The sequence below is a fragment of the Roseateles sp. P4_D2 genome (genome assembly GCF_056401875.1).
In genome coordinates this window covers 1-13317 of sequence record NZ_JBFUIM010000003.1, presented here as the reverse complement: position 1 = coordinate 13317, position 13317 = coordinate 1, and the positions used below count along the sequence as shown (strand labels likewise).

The following is a 13317-nucleotide window of genomic DNA, read 5'->3' as shown; positions in this document are numbered from 1 at the left end:
CGGTGACGTGCGAATCGACGCGTTCTTTGACCTGCGTCAGGCCGACCTTTCCCATGCGACAGCAAAAAACCCGTCTGTGGCGTGTCGGTGAGGCCACAACCGGAGTGCGCCGTTTTCCACGACTTCATCGGAGCGTTCAACCTGGGCCTTGGCAAGCGCCTCTCCCGCGGCGAGCGGCTTGAAGTCGGGATGGGCGGCGGCAAACTCGGCCGCGATGACCTCGTTCTCGGCATCCAGCAGGCTGCAGGTCGCATAAACCAGCCGGCCTCCCGGCTTCACCAGGCGGGCGGCGCTGGCCAGGATGGCGCGCTGCTTGGCCTGCAGTTCAGCCACTCCCTGGGGCGACTGGCGCCATTTCAGGTCGGGGTTGCGGCGCAGCGTGCCCAGGCCGGAACAGGGCGCGTCGACCAGCACGCGGTCGATCTTGCCGGCCAGGCGCTTGATGCGGTCGTCGCGCTCATGGGCAATCTGGGCCGGATAGACGTTGGACAGGCCGCTGCGCGCCAGGCGCGGCTTCATCGCCGTCAACCGGTGGCCGGAGGTGTCGAAGGCATAGAGCCGACCTGTGTTGCGCATGGCTGCGCCCAGGGCCAGGGTCTTGCCGCCGGCGCCGGCGCAGAAGTCCACCACCATCTCGCCACGCTTGGGCGCCAGCAGCAGGGCCAGCAACTGGCTGCCTTCGTCCTGTACCTCGATGCCACCGCTGGTGAACAGCTCCAGCTTTTGCAGCGCCGGCTTGCCATCGATGCGCAGGCCCAGCGGTGAATACGGCGTGGGCACGGCGTCAATGCCGGCGGCCTTGAGTTGCTCCTGGGCCTCCTCGCGCTTGAACTTGAGAGCGTTGACCCGCAGGTCCAGCGGCGCAGCCTCGTTCAGTGAGGTGGCGAGCTTCCAGAACTCTTCCTCGCCCAGCCGGGCCAGCAGCGGCTCGGCCAGCCATTCGGGCATGTTGTGGCGCATCTTGGACGCCAGGCTCATCGGGTCGATGGCCTGGACCTGCTCCAGCCAATGCTGCTCCTGCGGGCTGAGGGCCCCACGCAGGAAAGCGGCATTGCCGCGCCAGGCCAACATGGCCAGGCGGCGGTGCATGGAGCCGCTGCCGCTCTGGGCCAGGTTCTGGAACTTGATTCGCTCGCGCAACAGCGCGTAGACCGTCTCGGCGAGGCAGGCGCGCTCGCGCTGGCCGAGGTTCTTGTGTTGTCGGAAGAAGGCGGAGACGGTGGAGTCGGCCGGGGCTTCGAGCTGGTTCACGACGGCAATCAGCTCGGCGCTCAGCTCCAGGAGGGCATTAGGATGCATCGCCCCATTATCCCAAGCGCCCTGCTCCTTGCCGCATGAATCTCTGGACCCAGCTGCGCCTGCGCCCCCGGCTGCTGTTGTCCATCCTGATCGGCAGCACGCTGGCTGCGTTGTGGCCAGGCGCTGTGCCGCTGACCACGCGCCTGCTGCTGGGGTGGGACTTCACGCTGTGGATCTATCTGCCGCTGGCGCTTTGGATGATGCTGGGCCGCGCGGGCTCGGTGAATGTGCAGCAGCGCGCCAGCCAGCTGACCGAAGGCCTGCCCGTCATGCTGCTGCTGGCCGTTGGCGGGGCGCTGGCCAGCTTTGGCGCCATTGCGCTGGAACTGGGTTCGGCCAAGCAAGCCCATACCGCCAACGGTTTGACGCTCGCCTTCGCCATTGCCACGGTCTGCAGCTCCTGGCTGCTGCTGCCGGTGGAATTCGGCATCGCCTACGCGAGCCTGTACCACGGCGGGGGCAAGGCCGCGCACGGGTTGGAGTTCCCGGGCGACGACGAAGGACCGCCCGACTACGGCGACTTCCTGTACTTCTCGATCACCGTGGCGGCCACGTCGCAGACCTCGGACGTCAGCGTCAGCTCGCGCGCCATGCGCCGCCTCGTGCTGGTTCAAGGCCTGCTGGCCTTCGTCTTCAACACCGGCGTGCTGGCGTTGACCGTCAATATCCTCGCCGGGCTGATCAGCTGAGCAGCAACTGCTGAGCCGCACCGTCGCGGTGAGTGACGCGCTCACCATCCCACACCAACGCACCTTCGACAAACCAGCGCACCGACTGCGGATAGATGCGGTGCTCGGCCGTCAGCACGCGGGCCGACAGCGTCTTCGCGTCGTCGCCAGGCAGCACCGGCACGACCGCCTGCATGACGATGGCGCCATGGTCCAGCTCGGCGGTGACGAAATGCACCGTCACGCCGGCGACCTTGCAGCCCATCTCCAGCGCTCGCTCATGGGTGTGCAGCCCGGTGAAGGCCGGCAGCAGCGACGGGTGGATGTTGAGCATGCGGCGGGCATAGCGCGCCGTGAAGCCGGGCGTCAGGATACGCATGAAACCGGCAAGCACGACGAGGTCAGGCACGAAGCTGTCAATGACGCGGGCCAGCTCGGCATCGAAGCCCTCACGGCTGGCATAGGCCTTGTGGTCGACGACGGCGGTCGCAATGCCATGCTCAACCGCGAACTGCAGGCCGCCCGCATCGGGCCGGTTGCTGATGACGGCGGCCACCTCGGCGGGCCAGCCCTCGGCTTGGCAGGCCTTCACGATGGCCTCCATGTTGGAGCCCCGCCCCGAAATCAGAATCACCAACCTCTTCATGGGGCGGCAGTTTAGGGGGCGGCTGACCGATCGCCCCTTGAACGACAATCCGCGCCCCATGTCGAACCCTACCCTGAACCTCAAGCCAAGCCGCCCTCGCGTGCTTTCTGGCATGCGCCCGACCGGCGCCCTGCACCTCGGCCACTACCACGGCGCTATCAAGAACTGGGTGCGGCTGCAGGACACGCATGACTGCTTCTTCTTCGTCGCCGACTGGCATGCGCTCACCACCCAGCGCCCGAGTGGCGAGACGCTGACCCGCCACGTCTACGAGATGGTCACCGACTGGCTGGCCGCCGGACTGGACCCCGAGCGCTGTACCTTGTTCCTGCAAAGCCGCATGCCCGAGCACGCCGAGCTGTTCACGCTGCTGGCCATGTGTACGCCGTCCTCGTGGCTGGCGCGCATGCCCAGCTACAAGGATCAGGTCGCCGCCGACCCCGAACTGGCGACGTACGGCTTTCTGGGCTACCCGCTGCTGCAGGCGGCCGACATCCTGCTCTACAAGCCTGCCGGTGTGCCGGTGGGCGAAGATCAGGCCGCCCACGTCGAAGTGACCCGTGAGGTCGCGCGCCGCTTCAACCGGCTCTATGCCGAGGCCGCACCCATCTTTGTCGAGCCCCAGGCACTGCTGACCGAGACCGCCCGCGTGCCGGGCCTGGACGGACAGAAGATGAGCAAGAGCCTGGACAACGCGATTGCGATGCGCGACGAGCCCGAGGCTGTCGCCGCCAAGATCCGCACCATGCCGACCGACCCGCAGCGCGTGCGCCGCACCGACGCCGGCGACCCGGCGCGCTGCCCGGTCTGGCCGCTGCACCAGATCTACAGCGACGACGCGACCCGCGCCGCCTGCGACAGCGGCTGCCGCACGGCCAGCATCGGCTGCCTGGACTGCAAGCAGCCGTTGATCGAGTCCATCCAGCGCGAGCAGGCGCCCTGGCGCGAACGCGCTGCGGCCCTGGACCCGCAGCAGGTGCAGTGGACGCTGGAGGTTGGCACCGAGCGCGCCCGCGCCGTCGCGCGCAAGACGCTGCGCGAGGTGCGCGGCGCCATGGGGTTGGTGGCTTGAGCGGGGACGAGCGTAGGGCCGCCCCAAGCCGGCCCGACATTCCCTCGGGGGATCGACCGGCGTACCCGCCTGTCGAGGGGCCTCATTCTCTGATCCACGTGACTGACCTCGAGGCCGCCATCAACTGGTGGCGCGAACGTTCACCCTCGCCTGACGGCATCAGCGCCGCACCCGAGGTGCGTGCGCTGGCCGAGGCCTATGCGCTGCTCGCGCTGAGCCGCGCGACCGAGCTTGACCCTGCCACGCTGAAGCCCATGGCCCTGGATGCCTGGCTGGCCTGGTACGCGACGACGCCTGACTCACCCTGCATTGCGATCTGCTCCACGGCCCAGGGCGACGCCATCTGCAAAGGCTGCGGCCGCACCTTCGACGAAGTGCAGCATTGGCCGGCGCTCGACCCCTTCGAGAAGCGTGTCGTCTGGCACCGCATCACCCACGAAGGCACGGCCTGGCGTTTCAACCGCTACGCGGAGCGCGTGACCCGATGACCCGCATCCGCTTCATCGACAGCGTTCGCCGCCTCGTGCCGCTGGCCTGGCCCGTCCTTGTCGGCCAGATCGCCGTGATGATGTTCAGCACCATCGACACGCTGATGATGGGCCGCGTCAGCCCCGAGGACCTGGCTGCATTCGCTGTCGGTTCGGCCGCCTACGTGACCATCTTTGTCGGCCTGATGGGCGTCATCCTCGCGGTCGGGCCCATCGCTGGCCGGCAGTTCGGTGCCCAGGATCTACCCGGTGCCGGCAGCAGCTTCGTGCAGGCGCAGTGGCTGTCGGTGCTGCTCTGCATTCCGGGCTGCCTGGCGCTGTGGTTTCCGGATCCTTTCACGGCACTGGCCCACCTCGACGCAGCCCAGGCCGACAAGGTGCGCGCCTACACGCGGCCCGAGGCTTTTGCACTGCCCGCCGCCCTGCTCTTCACTGCCTTCCGTGGTTTCTCGACCGCCGTCAGCCGCCCCAAGGCCGTCATGGCGATGCAGCTCACCGGCCTGGCGGCCAAGGTGCCTTTGAACGCCGTGCTCGTCTTCGGCTGGGGTCCGATTCCTGCGATGGGCGTCGCTGGATGCGGCGTCGCGACGGCCATCGCGCTGATCGGCCAAGCCGCCGTTGCGATGCTACTGCTCAGGCGCGACGCCTTCTACCGGCCGTTCAGGATCCCGCACCTGTGGCAGACCCGACCGCATTGGGGCGAACTCACAGCGCTGGTGAAGCTGGGCCTGCCGATGGGCGGCTCCATCCTCGTCGAGGTGACGGGCTTCACCTTCATGGCCTTTTTCATCGCCCGTCTTGGCGCAACACCGGTCGCCGGCCACCAGATCGCCGTCAACCTCGTCGCGATGATGTTCATGATCGCGCTCGCAATGGCCACCGCCGCCGGCACGCTGGTCGCACAGCATCTGGGGGCCGACGAAAAGCACGAAGCGCGCACCGTCGGCAGGCATGCGATGACGCTGGCCACGCTGACCGCCGCGGGCGTCGGCGCCGTTGTCGCCTTCGCGCGCGAGCCCATCGTCGCCCTCTACACCTCGAATGCGGTGACAGCCGCCGCCGCACTGCCGCTGCTGGTCTGGGTCTGGTTCTTCCACCTCGGCGACGCCCTGCAGACGGTGGCGGCCTATGTGCTGCGCGCCTACCAGGTCGCCACGCTGCCGATGATCATCTACGTCCTGGCGCTCTGGGGCCTGGGCATCGGTGGCGGCTATTTCCTCGCCTTTGGCCAGAACGGCGTCGGCGCGGTCGGCTTCTGGCAAGCGGCCACCGCCGGCCTGATCACCGCCGCCTTGCTCCTCAGCCTGCTGCTCAGGCGGGTCTTCAACGAGAACCGCTGATCAGCGTCCCGCCGTGGGCAGGAAGATCACGAAGCGGCTGCCGCCACCGTCGCGTGCCAGGCAGCGCACGCTGCCGCCGTGGCGCTCGGCGATCTGCTTGACGAGGCTCAGGCCCAGCCCGACGCCGCCCGCCATCTCGGCATGGCCGGGCAGCCGGTAGAAGGGTTCGAAGATGCGCTCGCGCAGATCGGCGGGCACGCCCGGGCCTCGGTCGGCAACGATGAATTCATAGCCTCCGGCGACCGGCCGCAGCGCCAGCTCCACGTCGGGGCCGCCGTAGCGGCGCGCGTTGTCGAGCAGATTGCGCAGCGCGCGGCGCAGGAGGCGCTCCTGACCGTCGATGCGAGCGGAATCGGTCTCGGGCTCAAAGGCGGCTTCCGCGTGAGCCGCCTCCTCGGCGCCTAGCGCGAGCAATTCGACGGCATGGGTTTCGCCAACCGCGCTGCCGGCCTCCAGCCGGCTGGCCAGCAGCACTTCCTCGACGAGCGCGTCCAACTCGGCGATGTTGACGTCGATCTCCTTCGCCAGGCGCTGGCGCTGTGCGGGCGCAGCGTCGTCCAGCATCGCGAAAGCCATCTTCAGCCGTGCCAGGGGCGAACGCAGCTCGTGGCTGGCATTGGCCAGCAGGGTCTGGTGAGAACGCAACAGTGTCTCGATGCGGTCGGCCGCCTGATTGAAGCTGGTGGCCAGGGCGGCCACCTCATCGCGACCACTGTCGTCGACGCGATGGCCCAGTTGGCCGGAGCCGAACTTCTCGACGCCACGCTTGAGCGCTTCGAGCCGCCGCGTCAGCCGGCGCACGACGGGATAGGCGCCGACCGCCACACCGATGAAGAGCAGTACCAGCACGACGGCCAAGGTCGACACCGCCGGCGCGCCTGGCGACACGGGGCGATGCAGCCAGGGGCCGGTCCAGGGGCCTTCATCCAGCCGGGGCGGCCGCGCGCCGGGGCCTCCAGGACCCGAGGCGCCTGAAGCGGCGCCCTGAGGGCCTGGCGGACGCACGGTACGCACCATCTCCAGACTGCGGCCATCGCCCAGGTTGGCGCTGACGATGATGGCGCCGGGGTCGTCGGCACGGCGCTGGAACATCTGCGTCGTGGCGATGCGCTTGCCGTCGGCATCCTCCAACGCGATCGGCATGCGCAGGCGCAAACCCCAGTCGGCAAAGACGGCAGCCTGCTCGGCACGCGGCGCGTCGGCCGGCGGTAGCGCGAGCTTGAGCAGCCCGGCCATCGCGTTCAGCCGCTCTCCAGCCGCCAGTTCGACGTTGCCGCGCTCCTGCTCGATGTGACGCTGGAACAGCCATGCCGAGCCGAAGGCAAACGCCAGCAGAAGCGCCACCAGCGTCAGGTAGATGCGGACGTAGAGGCTTTTCAAATCAGGGGCGCGTGGAGTTTTGCGGGCCGAGCGCCGGGCCGCCCCTAGCCGGCCCGCGTAGGGCGATGTGCTTGTGGCTCAATGCCGCAAGCATCGCCGTCCCCTCGGGGGACCGGCTGGGCGCGCCCGCGTTCAGCGTGGCGAGACTGGACGAGGGGCTCACACTCAAGCAGCGTCCGCGTCGGCGTCCTGCTTGCGGGCAAAGACATAGCCGGCTCCACGCACGGTCAGCACGCGGCGCGGGTTCTTGGGATCGTCTTCGATGACGGCCCGGATGCGCGAGATGTGCACGTCGATGGAGCGGTCGAAGGCTTCCAGCGGGTGGCCCTTCAGCGCGTCCATGATCTGGTCACGGCTCAGCACCCGGCCGGGGCTCTGCGCCAGCACGACGAGCAGGTCGAACTGGTGGCTGGTCAGGTCGCAGATCTTGCCGTCCAGGCGCGCCACGCGAGCGGCCAGGTCGATATCCAGGCGGCCGAAGCGCAGCACCTCGTCGCCATCCAGCTTGGGCTCCAGTCGGCGCAGCAGGGCCTTGATACGGGCTTGCAGTTCGCGCGGCTCGAAGGGCTTGGCGAGGTAGTCGTCGGCGCCCAGTTCGAGGCCCAGGATGCGGTCCATGGGCTCGCCGCGGGCCGACAGCATCAGCACCGGCTGGTGGCGCCATCGCGGGTCGCCGCGCAGCCAGCGGCAGAAGTCCAGTCCGTCGCCATCGGGCAGCATCAGGTCCAGCACCAGCAGCTCGAAGCGGCTGTGGGCCAAGGCCTCACGGGCCTGGGCCAGGCTGCCGGCCGTGTTGACCTCGAAGCCGGCGGAGCGGAGATAGTCGCCCACCATGCCGGTCAGGCGGGCATCGTCATCGATCAACAGCAGTCGGGCGCTACTCATCACCGGGGCCAGGGAAGAAAAAGGAATCCGGCGCACTTCGGCGCCGGTGGAACGGGGCTCAAGCATCGCAGAACTCCTGGTCAAGGGCCAATCAGCCGGCGTGACGGGAAGCCATGCGGGCCTGGCGCTTCTTCATCACCTCGGCAATCTTGGCGCGCTGTTCGGGCGTCAGCACGCGGGCGGCGTCGATGCTGGCCTGGCTCAGGCGCTTGGAGGCGGCCTCGTGCTGGGCGCTCATCTGCACGCGCACGGCCTCGATTGCGGCGGCGTCGATGTTGGTGGCCGTGTAGAGCGTGGCCATCTGCTGGTGCAGCTTCATGCCGGCTTCGCGCTGGCCCGACAGATCCTGTCGGGCCGCCTTGAAGATGGCTTCGATCTGGCTGCGCTGGGATTCGGTCGCGCTGACCACGTCGAGCATGTGCTCGATGTGACCACCGAACAGACCGCCGGGCGCCATCATGGCCGGGCCGCCGTGGTGACCCCCGTGGGCAGGCTGGGCTTGGGCAGCAACACCGCCGAAGGCCAAGGCCGCTGCCACCGTACCGACGCGCCACAGGTTCTGAATCTGGAAGGACTTCATCAAAGGTCTCCTGGAAGAAGAGTGAGTGAGGTCATCTTCCAGGCGGCCTGTGTGGGATCTTTGGGGGTGGGGTAAAGAACTGTGTCGACAAACAGGGCCAGTTTTACTTGCGGTGAACCGGCCTCCCCTTCGATCAAGGCTTACTTGATGGGCTTGAAGCGCATGCGCTTCGGGCGCGCGCCTTCTTCGCCCAGGCGCTTCTTCTTGTCGGCCTCGTACTCGTGGAAGTTGCCGTCGTAGAAGAACCACTGCGAATTGCCTTCGCAAGCCAGGATGTGGGTGCAGATGCGGTCCAGGAACCAGCGGTCATGGCTGATGACCATGGCCGAGCCGGCGAACTCCAGCAGCGCTTCTTCCAGCGCGCGCAGGGTTTCGACGTCCAGGTCGTTGGACGGTTCGTCCAGCATCAGCACGTTGCCGCCCTGGGCCAAGGTCTTGGCCAGGTGCAGGCGGCCGCGCTCACCGCCGGAGAGGGCGCCGACGAGCTTCTGCTGGTCATTGCCCTTGAAGTTGAAGCGGCCCAGATAGGCACGGCTGGGCATGACGAACTTGCCGACGATGATGTTGTCCAGGCCGCCGGAGACGTCCTGCCAGACGGTCTTGTCGGCTTCCATGGCCTCACGGCTCTGGTCGACGAAGGCCATCTTGGCCGTTTTGCCGATCTTGACCGTGCCCGAGTCCGGCTGCTCCACGCCCTGCAGCATGCGGAACAGCGTCGACTTGCCGGCGCCGTTGGGGCCGATGATGCCGACGATGGCGCCGGCCGGTACCTTGAACGACAGGTTGTCGATCAGCACGCGGTCGCCGAAGCTCTTGCTGACGTTCTCGAACTCGATGACTTCATTGCCCAGGCGCTCAGCCACGGGGATGAAGATTTCGTTCGTGACGTTGCGCTGCTGGTATTCGACGTCCGAGAGTTCCTCGAAGCGGGCCAGACGCGCCTTGCTTTTGGCCTGGCGGCCCTTGGCGTTGGAGCGAACCCACTTCAGTTCCTCCTTCATCGCCTTCATGCGCGCGTCTTCGGACTTCTGCTCGGTCTCGAGGCGCTTTTCCTTCTGGTCCAGCCAGTCGGAGTAGTTGCCCTTCCATGGAATGCCATGGCCGCGGTCGAGTTCAAGAATCCATTCGGCCGCGTTGTCCAGGAAGTAGCGATCATGGGTGATGGCCACCACGGTGCCGGGGAAACGCTGCAGGAACTGCTCCAGCCACTCGACCGACTCGGCGTCCAAGTGGTTGGTGGGTTCGTCCAGCAGCAGCATGTCGGGCTTGCTCAGCAGCAGGCGGCACAGCGCGACGCGGCGCTTTTCGCCGCCGGACAGCACACCGATGACGGCGTCCCAGGGCGGCAGGTTCAGCGCGTCGGCGGCCAGTTCCAGCTGCAGGTCGGTGTTCTCGGAGCCGGCGGCGGCAATGATGGATTCCAGCTCGCCCTGCTCTGCAGCCAGTGCGTCGAAGTCGGCATCTTCCTCGGCATAGGCGGCATAGACCTCGTCCAGGCGCTTCTTCGCGGCAAGCACGCCGCCGATGCCCTCTTCCACGGCTTCACGCACGGTCTGGTCGGGGTTCAGGCGCGGCTCCTGCTCCAGGTAGCCGATCTTGATGCCAGGCATCGGCGTGGCTTCGCCCTCGTACTCCTTGTCGACGCCCGCCATGATCTTCAGGATGGTCGACTTGCCCGAACCGTTCACGCCCAGCACGCCGATCTTGGCGCCGGGGAAGAAGGACAGCGAGATGTCCTTCAGGATGTGGCGCTTGGGAGGAACCGTCTTGTTGACGCGGTTCATTGAAAAGACGTACTGGGCCATGGGCAAATCCTGTGAGGCTGAAACAGCGGCAGGCCCCGGAAGAGGGCCTGCATTGCCTGGTATTGTCGCCGAGCCCGCGTTTCCAGGAAGTCAGATGCTCCGTCTTGCCGCCGCCCTGATCGTTCTCGCCACCGGCCTCGTCCAAGCCCAGACCCTGCGCTGGTCCAGCCAGGGCGACATGCAGACCACCGATCCGCATTCGCAGAACGAGGTCATGACCAACAGCCTGAACAACCAGGTCTACGAGGGCCTGACCCGGCGCGGCAAGGACATGAGCATCGGCCCGGCGCTGGCGACCGAGTGGACCCAGGTCACGCCGCTGATCTGGCGCTTCAAGCTGCGCCCGGGCGTCAAGTTCCACGACGGCACGCCCTTCACCGCCGACGACGTCGTGTTCTCGATGCAGCGCCTGCGCGACCCGAATGCACCGCAGCGCGTCTATGCGAATGCCGTCGGCATCCCGAAGGCGGTGGACCCGCTGACCGTCGTCTTCGCGCTGGACAAGCCCAATCCCATCGTGCCGGAGCTGATAGCCAACCTGTTCATCATGAGCCAGCGCTGGTGCGAGCAGCACCGCGTGACGAAACCGCTGAACTTCAAGCAGCAGGAGGAGTCCTATGCCAGCCAGAACGCCAACGGCACCGGCCCCTTCATGCTGGTCAGCCGACAGCCAGGCGTAAAGACGGTCTTCAAGCGCAACCCCAACTGGTGGAACAAGTTCGAGGGCAATCTGCAGGAATTCATCTATGTGCCCATCAGCAACGACGCGACACGCACGGCGGCCCTGATCACCGGCGAGATCGATTTCGTGCTCGATCCGCCGCCGCGCGACGTCGCCCGGCTGCGCACCGTGCCCGAACTCAAGGTCGTGGACGGCCAGGAGAACCGCATCGTCTATGTCGGCATGGACCAGACTCGCGACAAGCTGCTCTACGGTCAGGCCCCTGGCGACAAGAACCCGTTGAAGGATTTGCGCGTGAGAAGGGCCCTGTATCACGCCATCGACATCGAGACCATCAAGACCAAGCTGATGAGCGGCTATTCGACGCCCACCGGTGGCCTGACCTCATCGCCGCGCGGCGCCTATGGCGACCCCAAGCTGGAAACCCGCCTGCCCTATGACGTCGCGACCGCGAAGAAGCTGCTGGCCGAGGCCGGTTATCCGGACGGCTTCGACATCACGCTGGACTGTCCCAACAACCGCTACGTCAACGACGAGCGCATCTGTGTCGCGCTGGCCAGCATGTGGGCCCAGGTCAAGGTCAGGGTCAAGGTCAACGCCATGCCGCGCACGATGTACTTTCCCAAGGTCGAGAAATTCGACACCAGCCTCTTCCTGACCGGCTGGGGCGGGGGGTCGACCGATGCCGACATCATGCTGACCCCGGTGCTGCGCAACCGGGGCGAGCAGGGCGTCGGCGTGGCCAACTACGGCGGCATCGTCAACAACGAGGCCGACGCGCTGGCCGCCTCGTCCACCATCGAGACCGACCCGAAGAAGCGCGAAGCGTTGGTGAAGTCCGCGCTGCAGTCCTACCGCGACCAGGTCAACATCATTCCGCTGCACCGCCAGGTCATCCCCTGGGCCATGCGCAAGGAGGTCAGCATCCCGCATTCGCCGAATAACTGGGCCAGCATGGATTGGGTCACGGTCCGTAAATAGTTCAGCCGCTAGAATGGCCCCAACCGCCGCGCTTCTCAGTCTTGCGCGGCGTTCTCTTTTCAGCCCCTGCACGCCGCCCGCCCTGCCCGAAGACTGGCGCCGCTCTCCGCGGCGCGGCAGGCGATGCGACCAGGCGTGCTCACTCCCCTACCGAATGAGTTTCGATTCTCTCGGCCTGGCAGCGCCGCTGCTCAAGGCCATTGCTGACGCTGGCTACACCACCCCCACCCCCATCCAGGCCCAGGCCATTCCCGCCGTCTTGAACGGTGGCGACCTGCTGGCAGGCGCCCAGACCGGCACCGGCAAGACCGCCGGCTTCACGCTGCCGCTGCTGCACCGCCTGTCCACCGGCGAAAAGCTGCTCAACAAGCGCGGCAAGATCGCCATCCGCGCCCTCGTGCTGACGCCCACCCGCGAACTGGCTGCCCAGGTCGAGGAAAGCGTGCAGACCTACGGCAAATACCTGCCGCTGAAGAGCATGGTCATGTTCGGCGGCGTCGGCATGCAACCGCAGATCAACAAGCTGCGCGACGGCGTCGACATCCTCGTCGCCACGCCCGGCCGCCTGCTCGACCACGCGCAGCAAGGCACGCTGGACCTGTCGCAGGTGCAGATCCTGGTGCTGGACGAAGCCGACCGCATGCTCGACATGGGCTTCGTGCACGACATCAAGAAGGTGCTGGCCCTGCTGCCGGCCAAGAAGCAGTCGCTGCTGTTCAGCGCGACCTTCAGCGACGAGATCAAGAACCTCGCCGACCGCCTGCTCAACGCCCCGGCGCTGATCGAGGTGGCCCGCCGCAACCAGACCGCCGAAGCCATCGTGCAGAAGGTCCATCCGGTCGGCCGCGAGCGCAAGAAGGAGCTGCTGGTTCACCTGATCAAGGGCGGCGTGAGCGGTGAGCCCTGGCAGCAGGTGCTGATCTTCACGCGCATGAAGCACGGCGCCAACCGCCTGACCGACTACCTGAACGACCAGGGCATCAGCGCCATGGCCATTCACGGCAACAAGAGCCAGGGTGCGCGCACCAAGGCGCTGGCCGACTTCAAGACTGGCGACCTGACCTGCCTGGTGGCGACCGACATCGCCGCCCGCGGCATCGACATCGACCAGTTGCCCCACGTCGTCAACTTCGAGCTGCCCAACGTGGCCGAAGACTATGTGCACCGCATCGGCCGCACCGGCCGCGCCGGCGCCACCGGTGAGGCGGTCAGCCTGGTCTGTGTCGACGAGAACGGCTTTCTGAAGGAAATCGAGCGCCTCATCAAGCGCGAGATCCCCCGGGAAATCGTGCCGGGCTTCGCGCCCGACCCCAACGAGCGCGCCGAGCCCATCGTGCTGGGCCGCACCGTGCTGAACCCCAACGGCAGCCGGGGCCGCAACCCCAACCCGCCGGCTGGCGCCAATGGCCGCGGTGGCCGACCTGGTGGCGGCGGCGGTGGCCGTGGCGGCGACAGCCGCGGCGGCTCGCGTGACGGCGGCCGGCCCTGCGC

12 protein-coding genes are annotated in these 13317 nt (G+C 67.2%); 6 read left to right on the top strand and 6 right to left on the bottom strand.

Annotation, left to right across the window (positions count from 1 at the left end):
- Positions 1-36: 36 nt before the first annotated feature.
- A complete protein-coding gene (locus tag AC1DW0_RS05915; protein WP_056196227.1) occupies positions 37-1299 on the bottom strand; it encodes an RsmB/NOP family class I SAM-dependent RNA methyltransferase in 1263 nt (420 codons plus the stop codon).
- Positions 1300-1334: 35 nt separating this feature from the next.
- Here AC1DW0_RS05915 and AC1DW0_RS05910 point away from each other — a divergent pair, with 35 nt between their 5' ends.
- Positions 1335-1988, top strand: a complete 654-nt coding sequence (locus AC1DW0_RS05910; protein ID WP_056196224.1) for a DUF1345 domain-containing protein — start codon at positions 1335-1337, stop codon at positions 1986-1988.
- Here AC1DW0_RS05910 and purN read toward each other — a convergent pair.
- Entirely contained in the window at positions 1981-2613 is a 633-nt protein-coding gene (gene purN / locus AC1DW0_RS05905; RefSeq protein WP_457355158.1) for a phosphoribosylglycinamide formyltransferase, read from the bottom strand. The genes AC1DW0_RS05910 and purN overlap by 8 nt on opposite strands.
- 58 nt (positions 2614-2671) lie before the next feature.
- On the opposite strand from purN, the gene trpS reads away from it, so the two are divergent.
- The 3 genes from trpS to AC1DW0_RS05890 all read left to right on the top strand — a co-directional run bounded on the left by trpS (position 2672) and on the right by AC1DW0_RS05890 (position 5513).
- Positions 2672-3685 (top strand): tryptophan--tRNA ligase, encoded by a 1014-nt coding sequence (gene trpS, locus AC1DW0_RS05900; RefSeq protein WP_477945165.1) that lies wholly within the window; start codon positions 2672-2674, stop codon positions 3683-3685.
- Positions 3686-3777: 92 nt separating this feature from the next.
- Complete coding sequence (locus tag AC1DW0_RS05895) at positions 3778-4173, top strand: DUF3717 domain-containing protein (RefSeq protein ID WP_394326319.1); 396 nt, start codon at positions 3778-3780, stop codon at positions 4171-4173.
- The gene (locus AC1DW0_RS05890; RefSeq protein WP_477945164.1) at positions 4170-5513 is read left to right on the top strand and encodes an MATE family efflux transporter; all 1344 of its coding nucleotides are present in this window, start codon (positions 4170-4172) and stop codon (positions 5511-5513) included. The genes AC1DW0_RS05895 and AC1DW0_RS05890 overlap by 4 nt, the downstream gene beginning before the upstream one ends.
- On the opposite strand, the gene AC1DW0_RS05885 is transcribed toward AC1DW0_RS05890, so the two are convergent.
- From AC1DW0_RS05885 to ettA, 4 genes are all read right to left on the bottom strand, one after another.
- Complete coding sequence (locus AC1DW0_RS05885) at positions 5514-6893, bottom strand: sensor histidine kinase (protein ID WP_477859217.1); 1380 nt, start codon at positions 6891-6893, stop codon at positions 5514-5516. It abuts the gene before it with no gap.
- Between the two features lie 165 nt (positions 6894-7058).
- The gene (locus tag AC1DW0_RS05880; protein ID WP_457323232.1) at positions 7059-7778 is read right to left on the bottom strand and encodes a response regulator; all 720 of its coding nucleotides are present in this window, start codon (positions 7776-7778) and stop codon (positions 7059-7061) included.
- 91 nt (positions 7779-7869) lie between these two features.
- On the bottom strand, positions 7870-8358 hold the full coding sequence (locus AC1DW0_RS05875; RefSeq protein ID WP_457323225.1) for a Spy/CpxP family protein refolding chaperone: 489 nt from the start codon (positions 8356-8358) through the stop codon (positions 7870-7872).
- Positions 8359-8498: 140 nt separating this feature from the next.
- On the bottom strand, positions 8499-10163 hold the full coding sequence (gene ettA, locus AC1DW0_RS05870; protein ID WP_056196205.1) for an energy-dependent translational throttle protein EttA: 1665 nt from the start codon (positions 10161-10163) through the stop codon (positions 8499-8501).
- 94 nt (positions 10164-10257) lie between these two features.
- On the opposite strand from ettA, the gene AC1DW0_RS05865 reads away from it, so the two are divergent.
- Positions 10258-11826, top strand: coding sequence for an ABC transporter substrate-binding protein (locus tag AC1DW0_RS05865; RefSeq protein ID WP_477945163.1), 1569 nt, complete (start codon positions 10258-10260; stop codon positions 11824-11826).
- Positions 11827-11980: 154 nt separating this feature from the next.
- Positions 11981-13317 (top strand): DEAD/DEAH box helicase (locus tag AC1DW0_RS05860; protein ID WP_477945162.1); only part of this gene is annotated, 1337 nt, incomplete at its 3' end.